Source organism: Pseudomonas sp. RT4P38 (assembly GCF_054897765.1).
In genome coordinates, this window is record NZ_CM142703.1 from 3,440,681 (window position 1) to 3,458,639 (window position 17,959).

Genomic DNA, 17,959 nt, shown 5'->3' on the forward strand with positions numbered 1-17,959 from the left:
AGCAAGCGGCACCAATGGCGATGGGATCATTCCCCATCGCCATTTTTTGTGTGCCGCGAAAAACTTTGGAAGGAAGGCTCTGGTTCACGTTGATACCAGTCGTCTGATCCAGTCCAGCATTACACTGGGCAACAATTCTGGTCTGTGCAGCAAGGCGTATTGCCGCGATCCGAATACCGCCGGCAGGTAATTCGCCGCTTGGCGGTCGATGGTCAAACAGAAGGGATAGATGCCTTGGAGCTTGGCTTCGATCACTGCCTGACGCATGTCTTCGACACCATAGCGGCCTTCGTACTGGTCAACATCGTTCGGCTTGCCATCGGAGAGCAATAATAAGAGGCGGTGGGTGGCGGCTTCGCGCATCAGCAATGTGCTGGCGTGGCGCAGGGCGGCACCGGCCCGGGTATAGCGTTCCGGCTCGAGGGCGGCAATGCGCCGACCGACTTCATCGCTGTAGCGCTCATCGAATGCTTTCAGGGTACGGATCGTGACACGCTGCGGCCCTTCGCCGGAAAACGCCAGCACGCTATAAGGCTCGCCCAGGCTCTCCAGCGCCAGACAGACCAGCAGCAACGCCTCGCGCTCGACATCAATGACCCGGCGATGGCTGGACAGCCAGCTGTCGGTAGAGCCGCTGACGTCGATCAGCAACATGATCGCCATGTCGCGCCGGCCACGGCGCTGGGTCTGATACAGCGCCTGCGGCATGCTCAGCCCGGCGCGGGCCTCGGCGCAACCGTCGATATACGCCTCCAGATCGATATCGTCGCCCTCCCATTGTTTGCGCAGCCTGACGCGTTGGGCTCGCAGACTTTCAAATTGCCGGCGGATGGCATCGAGCACCGGACGGTGAGTGTCGAGGGTTCGCTCGACCCACTGCTGCGGACCTTCCAAGGCGGGACACAGGTGCAGCGTCGCACCCGGATCACGGTAGGCCTGGCGGCGGTAATCCCACTCGGGGTAGCTGATTGCGTTGCTGGCGAGATCTTGTGCGCCGTGCTGAACGCGGGTCTGTGGCGGGTTGTCGGACAGCAACACTTCTTTCGGCCGACCTGCCGTGATCACCAGTCGGGCTTCGTTGAGTTCGGACAATGAGTCGGCGAAATCAGCCGGCGGGGTATCGGTATCCCGGTCGGCTGGGCGCTGCATCCCCATGGGGTCTTCGGCCTTTTCCAGCGGTTCGGCGGGTTGCACCATCCACAGGCCTTGTTCCTGATCATCGTCCTCGTCGGCAGAGGCTTCGCGCACAGTGGGCTGACGTGCGAGGCGGGCGCTGCGGGGCAGGGTATCGGCGGTGTCGATTTCGCCGGGCAAGGGCTGCACCTTCAGACCCACCGACGGCTCGCGCAGGTCGCCGGTCCACGCATCGAGCAGCAACAGATGAGCGCCGAGCCCGTGAGATTCGTCGACGGACAGGAGACGTCTTGCGAGGGTTTCTGACTGTTGCACCGAGTCGGCCGCTTTGTCGGGTATCTCCAGCCCTTCCAGAGGCTTACCGCATTCGCTACGCAGCAGTAAACGAAGAAAATTTTCCAGGGGGTGTCGCGGGTTTGGAAAGGCGTGAAGCGGCGGGCGAGTCGCCAGGGCATGTTGGCGCAAGCCATGGATCGATGGCGCCAACCCCGGCAACAGTCGCACTAAATCCGTATCGGCGGCCCAGGCTTCTAAAAGCAGATAGACGCTGCGCTGCATCGGGTTGCCGAGGGCTGACAGGGCGCTGGCACTGCCTCGTCTGGCACGCATCGCCTGTTGCAAGGCCAGGGTTTTATAGCGTTGCAGCGTGAGCGGAGCCTCGTTGCTGCCCAAGTCCTCCGGCAGCCATATAGTCACGCCATCGGTCGCCGGGACGGCGCTTTGCCGACACGGCTTTTCATGACGCAGCAAAAGCTTTTTCAGGAACGTGGGGGGCGAGGGTGGTTGCGCGACACGCAGCGAATAGTGGGTGTCAAACACCGCTTTGATCAGTAAATCGAGGTGTTGTGCGACATCCCCGAGGGTGACGATTTTTGCAGCGTCCGAGGGTGCCCGGTGACGACGCCACAACGCCTGTGCATACACCGTAGCGTGGCGAGCGACGTCAGTGATGAGGTCTTCGGCTTCAGCCATCTAGATAAACGTCAGGTCGACGAGGTCGCGCATGGCCGCGACCAACACGGCGTCATCGGACAGCGGCGAGATCAACGCGACCCGGCACGCGATGGGCGCAGCAATGCCGTGGGTGATCAGCCGTGCCGTGGCAATCAGCAGACGGGTGCTGGGGACTTCCGCCAGACCGCGGTCTTGCAAGGCGCGTAGCCGCTGGGCGAGGGTGACCAGGGCGTGCGCGGTGGCGTAGTCGGTGCCACCCTCATGGATGACGATGGCGATTTCGCGCTCGGCCGGCGGGAAGTCAAAATCCAGCGCCACAAAGCGCTGTCGGGTACTCGGCTTCAAATCCTTGAGAATGCGTTGGTAACCGGGGTTGTAGGACACCACCAGCTGAAAGTGTGGTGAGGCTTCGAGGATCTCGCCGATTTTGTCCAGCGGCAGGATGCGTCGGTGGTCGGTCAGCGGGTGCAGGACGACAATCGTGTCTTGCCGTGCTTCGACCACTTCGTCCAGGTAACAGATAGCGCCTTCGCGCACGGCTCGGGTCAGCGGGCCTTCCGTCCAATGGGTGCCCTGATGACCGATCAGGAAACGCCCGACCAGGTCGCTGGCACTCAGATCGTCATGGCAGGAAATAGTGATCAGCGGGCGTTTTAGACGCCAGGCCATGTGTTCGACAAAACGGGTCTTGCCACAACCGGTGGGGCCTTTGAGCATGACGGCCAGTTGCTGCGCATGGCATTGCTCGAAAATCGCCACCTCGTCTCCGCTGGGCTGGTAATAGGGTTCAGCTTGCAGCGCTGCGGGTTCGGTGTGCATCAGCGAACGTTCCATCACAGCGCCGCGCCTGAGGCTCGAGGTGTGGCCAGGACCGGATCGGCTTCATCGACATTGAAGTCCGGCGCATGGCGGAAAAATTCGAAGATGAACAGTCCGGCACCCAGGCTGAACATCGACGCCGTCGCCACCAGCATCAGGAAGTGCACCTGAATTTTCAGCTGCACGTCCAGGTAGCCCAGGCCGAGAATGCGCTCCAGGTACACCTGACCAATGCCCGCCGTGGCAAATGACAGGGTCATGCCGAACATTCCGCCCAACTGCAGCCAGAATGCCCAGTAACCGATACTGCTTTCCTCCGCCGGACGACGGGTCATGCCGGGCAGCGCATAGGTGATCATCGCCAGGACAATCATGGCGTAAGCGCCATAGAAGGCCGCATGGCCATGCATCGCAGTAATCAGGGTGCCGTGGGTCCACTTGTTGACGTCGGGGAAGGTGTGAGCCAACCCCAGCAGACCGGCGCCGAACATGGTGAACACCGCACTGCCCAAGGTCCAGTGCAAGGCCAGTTTGTTGGGGTGAGAGAGGCCGGAGCGGCGCATCGCGTTGTAGGCATAGATCGCCATACCGATCAGCGCCATCGGCTCAAGCGCACTGAAGAAGCCGCCCAGTGGCAGCCAGTAATGGGGAACACCGATCCAGTAATAATGGTGAGCGGTGCCCAGAATGCCGGCAATGAACACCAGGCCGACGATGACGTACAGCCACTTCTCCATCACCTCGCGGTCAGCACCGGACAGCCGGATCAGCAGATAGGCAAGAAAGCCGCCCTGAATCATCTCCCAAACACCTTCGACCCACAGGTGGATGGTCCACCAGCGGTAATAGATCGACACCACGTAATTTTCATAGTGCAGCAGCGCTGGCAGAAAGAGCACTGCGGCGCTGGCCAAGCCCAGCAGCAGGACACCCTCGGTGGCGGTGAAACGCCCGGCTTTCTTGATTGTCATGCCGATGTTGTAGAGAAACATCAGCATGCAAATCACGATCACGATCTTGTGGGGCAGCGGCTGTTCGAGCAGCTTGTTCCCGGTGCCATAACCGAACAGATAGCCAAGAACGGCGGTGACACCCATGGCCGTCCACAACCCGAGCTGAATGTAGGCCAGTTTGGTGCTGTGCAGCTCGCCACGGGATTCGTCCGGCACCATCCAGTAGGTCGCCCCCATGAAACCGGTGAGCACCCAGACGATCAACAGATTGGTGTGAATGGACTTGGTGACATCGAATGGCAAGAGGTTCAGTAGTGGGTCCGGCCCGAGGTATTTCGCTGCCGATAGCAGGCCGAAGACCAGTTGCAGGCCGAACAGCACCATGGCAACGGCGAAATACCAGTAGGCGACGGATTGAGATCTGTAGCGCATGGTCATCCCCTGCGGTTACTGGAACGACGCCAGATAGGCGACCAGTTGATCGATCTGTTCGGGCGTTAGCGATTTGGCGAAGGTGTCCGGCATGAAGGACATGCCGTTGGCGGAAAACATGTCGCCCGGATGCAGGTAGGCACTCGGCGTGACGATGGATTCGCGGATGAAACCTTCGGCGTCCTTGGCCTTGCCCTTGTAGTCAGGCGAGGCGATGACCTGCTTGGCCCGACTGGCCAACCCGGCCAGTGATGGCCCGGCGAGGTTGACACCCGGAGCAATCGAGTGGCAAGCGCTGCACACCGGCGTTGCGGTCGTTCGAAACAACGCCTCGCCCAAGGCGATCGGGTCTTCCTTGCCGGACACCGGGCGGGCGGCGGGAGGTGGTTGGTCGTCGGTGGCATTCTGCTGTGCCACGGTGAGGTCCATGCCGGGGATCGACGCACCGGTCACCAGAATCGGGCGCGGCGGCCAGCCTTGATTGTCGACCTTGCTCACCCAGTCGAGGAAGGCGATCAAATCGGCGATTTCCTCGTCACCGAGTTTCAGGTTCGGCATCAGACGACGATGGCGTTTCTCGTCATAGAACTTTGAGGGGTCTTTGAGGAACGCAGTGAGATACGGGGCGCCGCGTTGCTGGGTGATTTTCGTCAGGTCCGGGGCGTAATAAGCCCCCTCGCCGAACAAGGTGTGGCAATTGATGCAATTGTATTGATGCCAGACATCCTTGCCGCGAGTGACCTGCGGCGTGATTTGCTGGGCATTGGTCAGTGTGGGGAACTGCCGGTGACTATCAACGGTCATGCCCAGAAACACCACAGCGGCGATCGCCGTCGATATCAGCGCGAACGAGCGTGTCTGGCGTTTGTTCATTGCGAACTCCCTATACGCCGATACCGGTCCAATAGGTGATGCCGATCACTCCGGCATAGACGACCGCGCTGGCCATCAGCACGAGCACTGCATAGCTGACGAGCTTCAAGACTTTTTGCACGACGGCCTCCCAATCTGAAAGTGCAGGTGGAAAGAGCGTTAGCCCGTTGCGCTGACGATTGCTTGAGGTCTGCATTCGAACAGCTGCGAACAGGCGCTAAAGATTGACGACTTCACCAAGCCTTGCGGTTAAGTGCCGTGGTTCAGTGGGGGAGGCAGGATGACTGTGAGCCTAGTAGACGTCGCGCGACTGTCAATGACTCGGGTGGACTTCATTCACCGTCTTTTTTCTTTCCGCCATCAGCGTCTGGCTTGCCGCCGAACATGCCAAACAGGTTCTGGGTGTTCAGATAAAGCGCCTTCGACTGGTCGACATACTGGCGCATCAGGTCCTGCATCACCGGGGCCTGTTGATGCATGAAGTCGCTCCAGGCCTCGGACGACTGCGCGCCGGTCTGGGACTGAATGTCGATGACGGTCTGAATGCTCTTGTCCAGGTAACTGCCGAGCACGCCCTGATAAGGGCCGTAGAACTGGATAACCCCCATCAGCATCTCGGTGGTGAAGATGGGCTCACCGCCGCTTTCGGCTTCCAGAATCACTTGCAGCAGGATGCTGCGCGTCAGATCCTCGCCGCTCTTGGCATCGACCACCTGAAAGGCAATTTTGTCGACCACCAACTGGCGTATGTCCGCCAGCGTCAAATGACTGCTGGTGTGGGTGTCATACAGTCGGCGATTGGGGTACTTCTTGATCAGGCGGGGGGTGTTATCTGACATACGGGGGCGTCTCGTGGCGAACCTGATTTGCAGGCATCTTATCCTACTCTGGCCACTGCCGCGGATGATCGTTCCCACGCAGAGCGCGGGAACGATCAAGCACTACCAGATCGGCAAGGTGTAGCTGACGATCAGGCGGTTTTCATCCAGATCGCTGCCGAAGTTAGTCGAGCGCACCGTCGCGTTCCGCCACTTCACCCCAACATTTTTCAGCGGGCCGCTCTGCACGACATAGCCGATGTCCGTATCACGTTCCCATTCCTTGCCCTCCGGGCGGTTGTTGCCCAGATCGATATCGGAGCCGGTGATGTAGCGGGTCATGAAGGTCAGGCCCGGAACGCCAATCACCGCAAAGTTGTAGTCGTAACGCGCCTGCCAGGATTTTTCGTCCTTGCTGGCGAAGTCGCCGATCTGCACGAAGTTCACCAGGAAGGCGTCGGTGCCGTTGACGTAGGCGTAGCCGGTGTCGCCGCTCATGCCTTGGTAACCCAGGCCCAACGCATGCCCGCCGAGGTTGTAAGTGAACATCGCGCCGATGGCATTGTTATCGATATTACTGCCGCCATCGTCCGTGGAGCGAGCGAAGCGCAGATCCGTCTTCAACGACTGGCCGGTTGTGACCGGCAACACGTAGGTCAGGTTGACCAGGTGCTGGCTGTAGAAGTTGTCGAGGTGACCGTAGCTGTAACCGGTGGCGAGGTTGCTGGTCCATTTATAGTTCAGACTGGCGAAATCGAAGCTGTCGCTATCGACATGACGTGTGGTGATGCCCTTGGCGCCGGTTCGGGTGATGCCCATGTCCTCGTAGTCCGAGGAGTCGCGCTGATTGACCTGCGTCAGTCGCCCGGCATCCACGGTCAGGCCGTCGAGTTCCAGCGACGTCAACTGGCCGCCCTTGAAGGTTTGTGGCAATAGCCGTGAGTCGTTGGCCAGTAACGTGGGCAGTTTCGGCAGCAGCGTGCCGAGTTTCAGCGTGCTTTTGGAGGCACGCACTTTGGCGGTCAGGCCCAGTTCGCCGTACTCGTCCTGCGCCCCTTTGCTCGTGTCGCGGTGACGTTTGAGCAGACCAGAACCTGCGCGATCGGGGCTGGAGTCGAGCTTGACGCCGACCAGGCCGATGGCATCGAAACCGACACCGATCAAACCGTCGGTGAAGCCCGATTCATAGCGCAGCAGGAAACCCTGGGCCCATTCCTCTTGTTTGGATTGGGCGGCGTTGTCCTGGCGATAGTCACGGTTGAAATAGAAATTGCGCAGCTCGAGGCTGGCCTTGCTGTCTTTGACTAAGTCAGCGGCGGCGGGGGCCGAGAGGCTGATGACGCCGCCGGCCAGCAACAGTCGGGTAGCGAGGGTGCGGGTGTTGCGGTCCATGGTGAAGCCCCTTTGTTTTTATTATGGAAAGACAGGTCCCGCGGCCCTCGCCAGGTGGGCGAGGGCTTATCAATAAAAAAACGCGAACGCCGAAAAGATAGGAGCGTGGCGCCGCGTGCGGTTCAATCGTTAGAACTGTTCGGCGCTCAGGCCAAACAAGGAGGCACTGCCCGCGCGAATGGATTGCTCCAGACTAAAAATGCGTGGCAGCAGGCGGTGGATATAGAAGTCGGCGGTGGCGATTTTCGCGCCATAAAACCCTTCGTCTTCGTGCAGCTTTTGCTTGGCAACCTGTGCCATGCGCGCCCAAAGCCAGGCGTAGGCGACGTAACCGAACAGGTGCAAATATTCCACCGAAGCGGCGCCGACTTCGTTGCGGTTGGTCGCGGCCTGATCCTGCAGCCAGTCGCTCAGGTCTTCCAGACGCTGCACGGCAGCGAACAGTTGAGTGGAGTAGGGCGCATCAGGCTGATGGGCGAAATGACGGATCTCAGCGGTGAACTGGCGCAGCGCGAAGCCCTTATCGGCGAGCACTTTGCGTCCGAGCAGGTCCAGGGCTTGAATGCCGTTGGTGCCTTCGTAGATCTGCGCGATGCGCACGTCACGGACCAATTGTTCCTGGCCCCATTCACGGATGTAGCCATGGCCGCCGAACACTTGTTGGCCGTTGATGCAGCTTTCCAGTCCGGTATCGGTGAAAAACGCCTTGGCCACGGGGGTGAGCAGCGCGACCAGGGTTTGCGCGCTGTCGCGCTCCTTGGCGTCATCGGAAAACTTCGCCAAGTCCAGTTGCTGCCCGACATAGCTGGCGAACGCACGGCCACCTTCAGTCATGGCTTTCATGCTGAACAGCATGCGCCGCACATCCGGGTGGACGATGATCGGGTCGGCCACTTTGTCCGGTGCGATGGCACCGGTCGGCGCGCGGCTCTGCACACGTTCGCGGGCATAGGTGACGGCGCTCTGATAGGACGCTTCGGCGCAGCCAATGCCCTGAATGCCGATGGACAAGCGCTCGTAGTTCATCATGGTGAACATCGCTGCCAGGCCTTTGTTGGCTTCGCCGACCAACCAACCGCTGGCGCCGTCGAAGTTCATCACGCAGGTGGCCGAGGCCTTGATGCCCATTTTGTGTTCGATTGATCCGCAACTCACGGCGTTGGCATGGCCGAGGGAACCGTCGGCATTGACCAGCACTTTGGGGACGACAAACAGCGAGATGCCTTTGGGCCCCGCAGGCGCGTCCTGCAGTTTGGCCAACACCAGATGGACAATGTTTTCGGTCAGGTCCTGATCACCCCCGGTGATGAAGATCTTGCTGCCGGTAATGCTGAAGCTGCCATCGGCCTGAGGTTCGGCACGGGTGCGGATAATCCCCAGATCGGTGCCGGCGTGGGCTTCGGTCAGGCACATGGAACCGGCCCAGCGGCCTTCATACATCGGCGGCAGGTAGAGGTTTTTCAGGGTGTCGCTGGCGTGGGCATCCAGCGCCAGGCAGGCACCGGAACTCAACGCCGAATACAGGGCGAAGCTGGAGTTAGCGCCGTAGAGCATTTCTTCGAACTGCACGGCGAGCATCTTCGGCATGCCCATGCCGCCGAAATCGGCGTTACCGGAAAGGCCCACCCAGCCGCCTTCGATGTAGGTGGCATAAGCCTGTTTGAAACCGATTGGCGTGCTGACCTGGCCATCGACCCACTGGGCGCCTTCCTCATCGCCGCTGCGATTCAATGGCGCAATCAGGTGCGAGGTGACTTTGGCCGCCTCCTCAAGAATGGCGTCAGCGGTGGCGGCGTCGACACTGTCGGCCAGGGCTGGCAGGCGTGCCCACAGTGCCGGGGCGTCGAACACTTCATGCAGCACAAAGCGCATGTCGCGCAGCGGGGCGTTGAATTCGGGCATAACGTGAACCTCAAAAGGTTGTGCGATGGGCACGGCGCCGCTTGAGCAGGCCGTGCCCTTTCAATCAATGGCTGGAAGCGCTGGCGGCGCCGAGGCCGGTCTGGGCGCGAACAAACTGGTCGGCGTAAGCGTCACGCTCCTTGTCGGCCCGCACGCTGCGGTCGAGTTTCGACACCATGACGATCACGAAGAACGCCAGCGGCATGGAGAACAGCGCCGGGTGGTCGTACGGGAAGATCGCGTGAGCATGGCCGAGCACAGTGACCCAGACCGCTGGCGAGAGGATCACCAGCACCAGCGCGCAGAGCAGGCCGGCGAAACCGCCGATGATCGCGCCTTTGGTGGTCAAGCCTTTCCAGTACATGGCCATGATCAGCACCGGGAAGTTGGTCGACGCCGCGATGCCGAACGTCAGGCCCACCAGGAACGCGACGTTCATCTTCTCGAACAGAATGCCCAGCAGAATCGCGATGATGCCCAGGCCAACCGTGGCCATGCGGGTCACGCGCATTTCCTGTTTCTGGCTGGCTTTACCCTTCTTGAACACTGTGGCGTAGAGGTCATGGGAAATCGCCGAAGCACCGGCCAGGGCCAGCCCGGAGACCACCGCGAGGATGGTGGCGAAGGCGACGGCTGCGAGGAAACCGAAAAACAGGTTGCCACCGACCGCTTTGGCCAGGTGCATGGCGACCATGTTGCCGCCGCCAATCAAGGCGCCGCCGACTTCGCCATTGACGTAGTACTGCGGGTCGGTGCCGATGATCACCATCGCGGCGAAGCCCAGGGTGCAAACCACCAGGAAGAAGAAGCCGATGAAACCGGTGGCGTAGAACACCGATTTGCGAGCTTCTTTGGCGTTAGGCACGGTGAAGAAACGCATCAGAATGTGCGGCAGGCCGGCAATCCCGAACACCAGGCCCAGCGACATCGAAGCGGTGTTGATCGGGTCGGCGAGCATCGAGCCGGGGCCCATGATGTTCCAGCCACTGGCATGGGCTTCGACGGCTTTGCTGGCCAGGGTTTCGTAGCTGAAGCCGAATTGCGACATGGCCATCAACGCCAGGGTCGTGCCGCCAGCAAGCAGCAACACAGCCTTGATAATCTGCACCCAGGTGGTGGCGATCATGCCGCCGAAAATTACATACACCAGCATCAGTGCGCCGACGATCACCACCGCAACCGGGTAGTCGAGGCCGAACAGCAGTTTGATCAATTGACCCGCACCGACCATCTGCACGATCAGGTAGCAGCACACCACCGTCAACGAACCAAACGCGGCAAAAATCCGCACTTTGTTCTGGTCCAGTCGATAGGACACGATGTCGGCAAAGGTGTAGCGCCCCAGGTTGCGCAAGCGCTCGGCCATCAGGAAGGTGATGATCGGCCAACCGACGAAGAAGCCGATGGTATAGATGAAGCCGTCGTAGCCCTTGGCGAACACCAGGCTGGACAGCCCCAGCAGCGTGGCCGCGGACATGTAGTCGCCGGCAATCGCCAGACCGTTCTGGAACCCGGTGATGCCACCGCCCGCGGTGTAGAAGTCAGACGTGGATTTGGTTTGCCGCGCGGCCCACCAGGTGATGGCCAGCGTGCCCAGAACGAAGACGAAGAACATGCCGATCGCATGCAGGTTGAGCGGTTGTTTTTCCACCGCACCCAGCGCGGGCGCAGCCAGCACAACGGAGGCCGGCACCAGCCCGACAGCGGCGAGGATCAGTTTACGGAGCAAAGTCATTACTTGCTCTCCTCGAGAATAGCGGCGCCCAGGGCATCGAAGCGCGTGTTGGCGCTGTAGACGTACCAACCGGTCAGTAGCCAGGAAAAAATGATGATCGCCGCGCCAACCGGCATGCCCAGGGTCAACATCCGATGCTCGGCGAGCGGCGCATGCAGCCACTGCGGGGCAAACGCCACCACCAGCATGAACGCGTAGTAAGTGCCCAGCACCGCAGCGCTGAGTGACCAGGCCAGACGCGAACGTCTGCTCACCAATTGAAGAAATTTCGGGTTGGACCGAATGCGTTCACAGCGTTGGGTATCGGTTGAATGGATGTCGATCATGGGTGGCTCCACCTTGTTGTTGTTATCGGTGCTTTTGGTATTTAAGGGCAGGGCAGAGCCGAATCCGGCCTGCACGAGCCCGAAGCGGCTGGTAAAAACACCGGCCGCTTGACGGGTACAACGTCGATTCGGTTAGAGCGCTTTGGCCCTGTCGCGCAGAACGTACTTCTGGATCTTGCCGGTTGAAGTCTTCGGCAACAGGGTGAAAATCACCGTGCGCGGGACTTTGAAACCGGCCAGGTGTTCGCGGCAGAAACTGATGATGTCGGCCTCGCGAACGTCCTGGTGATCAGCCTTCAATGTGATAAAGGCGCAGGGCGTTTCGCCCCACTTCTCATCAGGACGGGCGACGACGGCGGCTTCCATCACACCCGGATGGCGATAGAGCACACCTTCCAGTTCGATGGTGGAAATGTTCTCGCCACCGGAAATGATGATGTCCTTGAGGCGGTCCTTGATCTCCACATAACCGTTGGGATGACACACCGCCAGGTCGCCGGTGTGGAACCAGCCGCCTTCGAACGCTTCGGCCGTGGCGGTCGGGTTCTTCAGGTAGCCCTTCATCACGGTGTTGCCGCGCATGAAGATCTCACCGATGGTCTGACCGTCACGCGGGGTGGGTTCCAGCGTCTTCGAGTCGCCGACCATCACGCCTTCGAGCGTCGGGTAACGCACACCCTGACGGGATTTGATTTGCGCTCGCTCTTCCAGCGGCAACTCATCCCATTCGGCATGCCAGGCGCAGAGCGTCACCGGACCATAGGTTTCGGTCAGGCCATAAACGTGAGTGACCTTGATGCCCATTTCTTCCACGGCACCGATCACTTTGGCCGGCGGCGCGGCGCCGGCGACCATGGCGTTGACCGGGTGATCGATCGCCGCTTTTGCCGACTCCGGCATGTTGACCAGCGCGTTGAGCACGATCGGCGCAGCACACAAGTGAGTGATCTGATGCTCGCGGATCAACGTGAGGATCTTCTGTGGATCGACACGGCGAAGAAACACATGCACACCGGCCAGCGCGGTGATGATCCACGGGTAACACCAACCGTTGCAGTGGAACATCGGCAGGGTCCAGAGGTAGACCGGATGGTTGCCCATGGCCCAGGTCATCTGGTTGCCCAACGAGTTCAGGTAAGCACCGCGATGGTGGTAAACCACACCTTTCGGATTGCCGGTGGTGCCTGAGGTGTAATTCAGCGAAATGGCGTCCCATTCGTTCGTCGGCCATTGCCAGGCGTAGGCCGGATCGCCTTCGGCCAACAGCGCTTCATAGTCCAGATCGCTGACCGCCTGGCCTTCGCCGTATTCCGGGTCATTAACGTCGATGACCAGCGGCGGGTGATCCAGCATGCCGATCGCCGCGTGAATCACATCATGGAACTCGCGGTCGGTAATCAGCACCTTGGCTTCGCCATGTTGCAGCATGAAGGCGATGGCTTCGGCGTCCAGACGCACGTTGAGCGGGTTGAGCACCGCGCCAATCATTGGCACGCCGAAATGCACTTCAAGCATCTCGGGAATGTTGGGCAGCATCACCGCCACCGTGTCGTTCTTGCCGATGCCGCGACCGGCCAGCGCCGAAGCCAGACGGCGGCAGCGGGTGTAAGTCTGCGCCCAGGTGCGGCGAATAGAGCCATGGATGACGGCGGGGTAGTCCGGATAAACGCTGGCGGTGCGCTCGATGAAGCTGAGCGGAGACAAGGCAATATGATTGACAGCCGCAGGGCCTAGCCCTTGTTCATAGATCGACATGTACGGGTACTCGGTGGCTGATTGTTAGCTCTATAGGTGACCTTGCAGCGTCGCCGCTGAGGGCACCTTTTATGTCCGGCTTGCTTTATATAACATTCAGCTACAGATATGGAAGTACAACCTACGTTATATAGTATATGTACTATATTTTATTCTGGCAGGTCTAAATGAATACAGTGACACCGCCAAGGCCGGTATATCCTTGGCTTCCCCAACGAAGCGGACCTGTGATGACCCTGACTCCCGTTCGATTGCACAGCTGGTTGCGCCTGCAGCGCGAGGGGGTGTCTCTGGCCGCCCGGGCCGATGCGTTGTGCCGTGCGTTGCAGGAATGCCCAGAGGTGCACCGGGCGGTTTATCTGAGTTGGCAAGCCAATGCGCGGATTTACAGTCACGAGGGCGCCGCCCAGCATTTTCCACCGGGGCTGGGCGACCCTTCGCTGGCCAGCGATCAGTTGCTGTTTGATCGGCTGGTCGAGGCGGGGCGCCTGGATCTGGCGCAAGTACGCCAACTCGATTGCTGGTTGTCCGGTCGATTGCGTCGGGCCGCCATCAGCCATGGCCAGGTGTTTGATCTGGCCTTGCAACCGGGGCTGCCGGGGTTGTTGCTGGTGGAAGTGTGCGAGGGCGTGAGTCTTGATTGGCTGGGTTGGGTGCAGGACTTGCTGACGACCTTGCTGAGCAGCGTCAATGGCATGCTGCGCGGCTCGCCGCTGTTGGGTCACGATCCGCAACCGAGTCTGTTGCTCGATGCACAGGGCCGACCGCTGGAGTTCAACGCGGCGCTGCTGGCACTGCTCGCCGAAAAACCGCTGACTGATGTGCTGGGTTTTCTGCCGGTCAATCACCGGGTGCTGGTCCGTGCCTGCCTCGACCAGCAACGCGCCATCGACGGGGTCGAAGCCCAGTTCGAAGCGCAGATCCTGATCTGGACGTTTATCCCTGATCCGCAGGACAACCGTGTGCTCGCCCGTTGCCGCGATGCCACGGCACAAGTGCTGGCCGAGCGTGAAGCCGCCACGGCACGCAGGCTGTACAGGCTGATCATCGAGAACACCACCGACCTGATTTCCCGGCACACACCGGACGGACGCTTTCTCGATGCCTCGCCGGCGTCCTGGACATTGCTCGGCTACTGGCCGGAGGAGTTGCGCGGGCAAATGGCCCAGGGTTTGTTCCATGGTCAGGACCTGGCCAGCCTGGTGCAGCGTGCGCGGGATGCCCTGGAGCAGGACGGTTATCACACGATGACGTACCGCATTCGCCATCGAGACGGGCATTACCTGTGGTTCGAAACCGCGAGCCGGGCGATTCGTGAAACCTACACCGGGACGGTGGTCGAAGTGGTCAGCGTCTCCCGGGACATTACCGCCCGGGTGCAAGCCGAAGAGAACAAGCGGCGCCTGGCGGAAGTCGTCGAGGCCAACACCGATCCGGTGTTGTTCATCGACCCCGAGGGGCAGGTCACCTATCTCAACCCGGCGGCGCGGCGCATCCTCGGGATCGACGAGCAACAACCGATGCCGGCCCTGGCGCAATTGTTCGCCAGCAGCGACCTGGCACGTCTGCAGCGTGATGGCTGGAGCAGCGCCGAACGTGACGGTGTCTGGAGCACCGATGCGCGGTTGCAGCCACCGGGTGGCGGCACTTCCGTGCCGGTATCGCTGGTGCTGCTGGCGCACCGTTCGGCCGGCGGCGAGCGCTATTACTCCTTGGTCGCACGGGACATGACCGAGCGTGAACTGCGTGAAGTGCAACAGCGCCGCCATCAGGACGAACTGGCACACACCGCGCGGTTGGTCACCCTGGGTGAATTAGCCTCGGGCATCGCTCACGAAATCAACCAGCCGTTGGCGGCGGTGGTCAATTACGCCAATGCCAGCCAGCGCTATTTACAGACGCTGGATTCCAATCCCCAGGCCGCCGCCCGAGTGGCGCAAGGGCTGGAACGCATTACCCATCACGCCACGCATGCCTCGGAAGTGATCAGACGTTTGCGCGCGTTTTTGCGCAAGGGACAACGCCGGATGCAGGCCCTGAATTTCACCGACGTCGCCCGCGAGGCTGTGCGTTTGTGTGCCTGGGAGGCAAGCAATTGCCAAGTGACAATCGAGGATCGACTGCCGGATAATCTGCCGCCGATTTATGCCGACCGGGTGCTGCTGGAGCAGGTCCTGCTCAATCTGTTGCGCAATGCCATTGATGCCAACCGCGAACAACATCCGGGGCAACCTTCGCTGATCGTGATGGCTGCCGGGCAGGGCGGTGGTGCAACCGTGGAAATCAGTGTGCAAGACCAGGGGCCGGGCGTCAGCGAGCCCGAACTGGAGCAGATATTTACCCCGTTCTATACCAGCAAGGCCGATGGTCTGGGACTTGGCTTGTCCATGAGCCGTAGCATCATCGAAGGTTTTGGTGGCGAATTGCAGGCCCGACGCCAACCTGTCGGGTTGCTGATGTGCTGCCGCTTGCCGCTGGCCGGCCCAACAAAACAACAACAGGAATAACGTAATGGCAGGTGTGACGGAGCACGTGGTGTATGTGGTCGACGATGACCAAGGCATGCTCGATTCAACGGTTTGGTTGTTGGAGTCGGTAGGGCTCAAAGCCTTGCCGTTTACCAGTGGCGTAGAGTTTCTCAGTGCCTGTGATGCCACGCTCGATGCCTGCGTGCTGCTCGATGTTCGCATGCCCGGCATGGGCGGTTTGAACGTGCAGGAAGAAATGCGCGCACGTGAGCTGAACCTGCCGATCATTTTCGTCAGCGGGCACGCCGATGTGCCGATCGTGGTTCGCGCTTTCAAGGCAGGCGCCCATGACTTCATCGAGAAACCTTATAACGAGCAGTTGCTGCTGGACAGCGTGCAACAGGCACTCAGCAACTGCGCGGCCAACCGCTCAGGCAATCAGGGACACGAAGAACTGCAGGCGCGTTTGCTCACACTGACCCCACGGGAGCGCGATGTCTTGCTGCCACTGGTGCAGGGTTACACCACCCGTGAAATCGCTGAACAACTGGGCGTGAGCGCAAAAACCGTCGACCTGTATCGCTCGCGGGTGATGAAACGCATGCAGGCCAATACCTTGCCGGATCTGGTGGGCATGGCCATCGCCGCTGAACTGGTCGATCCGCTCAAGCTGCGGTGATTTCTCGCGTTTTCTGTTGAGCGTCTATGCTGGGCTAACCGATCTCATACCTCTGCAGCGATCTGCAAGGAGGCAGCCATGGTGCCCACATCCAGCTCCGAGAAGGCGTTCACTCGCAGTCTGCTTGACGTCCTGATTCGTGCCGGGCTGATCGCCATTCTGGTGCTTTTCTGCTTCGAGATATTCAGCCCGTTCCGCGACCTGATGCTGTGGTCGCTGATCCTGGCGATCACCCTTTATCCCCTGCAAGAGCGGCTCAAGGGGCCGCTGGGTCAGAAAGAGGGGCGTATTGCGACGCTGATTGTGCTGGTCGCCATCGTTATTCTCATGGTGCCGATCTATCTGTTGGGCACCTCGATTGCCGACTCGGTCGAGCACGCGATAAGCGTGGTCAAGAACGGCGGTTTCCATATTCCGCCACCGGCCGATTCAGTCGCCGATTGGCCATTGGTCGGCAAACCGCTATCGGCCCTCTGGCTGCAGGCTTCAACCGATCTTCCCGGTCTGACGGAGAAGTACGTACCGCAGATCAAAGGCGTCAGCCTGACATTGTTGGGCAAGCTGGCCGGCGTCGGCATGGGCTTCCTCACCTTTATCTTTGCGCTGATCATCGCCGGCATTTTCATGGCCCATGGCGCGAGCGGCAGCCGCAGTGCGGTCGAGATCGCGACCCGCGTCAGTGGTCCGGGCAAGGGGCCGAAAATCGCCGAGCTGTGTACCGCGACGATCCGTGCGGTCGCGCTGGGGGTGGTCGGCATTGCCTTCATCCAGATGCTGCTGGTGGGCCTCGGTTTCGTGCTCAAGGGTGTTCCGGGTGCCGGTCTGCTTGCCTTGGGGGTGCTGCTGCTCGGCATCATGCAATTACCGGCGACGCTGATTACGCTGCCCGTGATTGCGTTTGTATTCACCACCGAGGGTGCCAGCACGGCGACCATCGTCTTCTCCATCTATGTCTTCGTTGCTGGCCTGGTGGATAACGTACTTAAACCGTTGCTGTTGGGGCGCGGTGTCGATGTGCCGATGCCGGTGGTGTTGATCGGTGCCTTGGGCGGCATGGTCACCAGCGGCATCATCGGACTGTTCATCGGCCCGGTGGTGCTTGCGGTCGGCTATCGGTTGTTCTGGCAATGGGTGAAGGATCAGCCGCAGGACAGACCGGACGTCCCGCCGACGTTATGACTGCCTGGGCTTGCGCTAGCATGAAAGATGTTCAGGCCGCTCGCCCTGACGAGAGAGGGTTGAATCATGACCATCCATGCCTGGGAAAAACTCTACCTCGATGACCTGAGCCTGGGTCAGGTGTTCGAAAGCGACACCGTTCGAGTCGAACGAGCGGCGATGTTGGCCTTTGCTCAAGCGTACGATCCGCAACCTTTTCACCTTGATCCCGAGGCCGCCGGCTTGAGCCTGTTCGGTGCGCTGGCCGCCAGTGGCTGGAACACGGCGGCGTTGACCATGAAACTGCTGGTTGCCAGCGTACCGCTAGCGGACGGGATCATCGGCCTGGGCATCGAGTTGAGCTGGCCGACGCCGACGTACCCCGATGACCTGTTACTGCTCAAAACCACTGTGCAGGCCATCGAACCGTCCGCCACCAAGCCGGACCGGGGCGTGGTGACCATGCTCATGGAGACCCGCAATCAGAACGACAAGGTGGTGCAGCGCGCAACCGCAAAATTGCTGGTGTTCAGACGACCGCCACCTGACTGAGAGCGTAGT

14 protein-coding genes are annotated in these 17,959 nt (G+C 60.5%); 4 read left to right on the forward strand and 10 right to left on the reverse strand.

The genetic code is table 11. The annotated features are described in order from the left end of the window. Positions 1-84: 84 nt before the first annotated feature. The 10 genes from ACYZT7_RS15930 to ACYZT7_RS15975 all read right to left on the reverse strand — a co-directional run bounded on the left by ACYZT7_RS15930 (position 85) and on the right by ACYZT7_RS15975 (position 13,093). Positions 85-2,106, reverse strand: a complete 2,022-nt coding sequence (locus ACYZT7_RS15930) for a nitric oxide reductase activation protein NorD (RefSeq protein ID WP_462037321.1) — start codon at positions 2,104-2,106, stop codon at positions 85-87. Next, entirely contained in the window at positions 2,107-2,922 is an 816-nt protein-coding gene (locus ACYZT7_RS15935) for an AAA family ATPase (protein WP_462037322.1), read from the reverse strand. Further along, positions 2,922-4,292 (reverse strand): cbb3-type cytochrome c oxidase subunit I, encoded by a 1,371-nt coding sequence (locus ACYZT7_RS15940; RefSeq protein WP_462037323.1) that lies wholly within the window; start codon positions 4,290-4,292, stop codon positions 2,922-2,924. Before ACYZT7_RS15940 ends, ACYZT7_RS15935 begins: the two co-directional genes overlap by 1 nt. 15 nt (positions 4,293-4,307) lie before the next feature. Next, positions 4,308-5,165 (reverse strand): c-type cytochrome, encoded by an 858-nt coding sequence (locus tag ACYZT7_RS15945; protein ID WP_462037324.1) that lies wholly within the window; start codon positions 5,163-5,165, stop codon positions 4,308-4,310. Positions 5,166-5,497: 332 nt separating this feature from the next. After that, positions 5,498-6,004, reverse strand: coding sequence for a polyhydroxyalkanoate synthesis repressor PhaR (gene phaR / locus ACYZT7_RS15950; RefSeq protein WP_462037326.1), 507 nt, complete (start codon positions 6,002-6,004; stop codon positions 5,498-5,500). A gap of 102 nt (positions 6,005-6,106) precedes the next feature. Then, positions 6,107-7,375 (reverse strand): OprD family porin, encoded by a 1,269-nt coding sequence (locus tag ACYZT7_RS15955; protein ID WP_462037327.1) that lies wholly within the window; start codon positions 7,373-7,375, stop codon positions 6,107-6,109. Positions 7,376-7,504: 129 nt separating this feature from the next. Then, positions 7,505-9,277 carry an acyl-CoA dehydrogenase C-terminal domain-containing protein gene (locus ACYZT7_RS15960; protein WP_462037328.1) on the reverse strand — a complete coding sequence of 591 codons (1,773 nt, stop codon included), beginning with the start codon at positions 9,275-9,277 and terminating at the stop codon, positions 7,505-7,507. A gap of 64 nt (positions 9,278-9,341) precedes the next feature. Beyond that, positions 9,342-11,012 (reverse strand): cation acetate symporter, encoded by a 1,671-nt coding sequence (locus tag ACYZT7_RS15965; RefSeq protein WP_462037329.1) that lies wholly within the window; start codon positions 11,010-11,012, stop codon positions 9,342-9,344. Next, the gene (locus ACYZT7_RS15970) at positions 11,012-11,338 is read right to left on the reverse strand and encodes a DUF485 domain-containing protein (protein ID WP_462037330.1); all 327 of its coding nucleotides are present in this window, start codon (positions 11,336-11,338) and stop codon (positions 11,012-11,014) included. The genes ACYZT7_RS15965 and ACYZT7_RS15970 overlap by 1 nt, the downstream gene beginning before the upstream one ends. 132 nt (positions 11,339-11,470) lie before the next feature. After that, entirely contained in the window at positions 11,471-13,093 is a 1,623-nt protein-coding gene (locus ACYZT7_RS15975) for an acyl-CoA synthetase (protein WP_462037331.1), read from the reverse strand. A 230-nt stretch (positions 13,094-13,323) separates the two neighbouring features. On the opposite strand from ACYZT7_RS15975, the gene ACYZT7_RS15980 reads away from it, so the two are divergent. From ACYZT7_RS15980 to ACYZT7_RS15995, 4 genes are all read left to right on the forward strand, one after another. Then, positions 13,324-15,600, forward strand: coding sequence for a PAS domain-containing sensor histidine kinase (locus ACYZT7_RS15980; protein ID WP_462037332.1), 2,277 nt, complete (start codon positions 13,324-13,326; stop codon positions 15,598-15,600). A gap of 4 nt (positions 15,601-15,604) precedes the next feature. Further along, positions 15,605-16,240, forward strand: coding sequence for a response regulator transcription factor (locus ACYZT7_RS15985; RefSeq protein ID WP_462037333.1), 636 nt, complete (start codon positions 15,605-15,607; stop codon positions 16,238-16,240). A 78-nt stretch (positions 16,241-16,318) separates the two neighbouring features. Then, positions 16,319-17,419, forward strand: coding sequence for an AI-2E family transporter (locus tag ACYZT7_RS15990; RefSeq protein ID WP_462037334.1), 1,101 nt, complete (start codon positions 16,319-16,321; stop codon positions 17,417-17,419). A 66-nt stretch (positions 17,420-17,485) separates the two neighbouring features. Then, complete coding sequence (locus ACYZT7_RS15995; RefSeq protein WP_462037335.1) at positions 17,486-17,950, forward strand: MaoC family dehydratase; 465 nt, start codon at positions 17,486-17,488, stop codon at positions 17,948-17,950. Positions 17,951-17,959 lie beyond the last annotated feature (9 nt).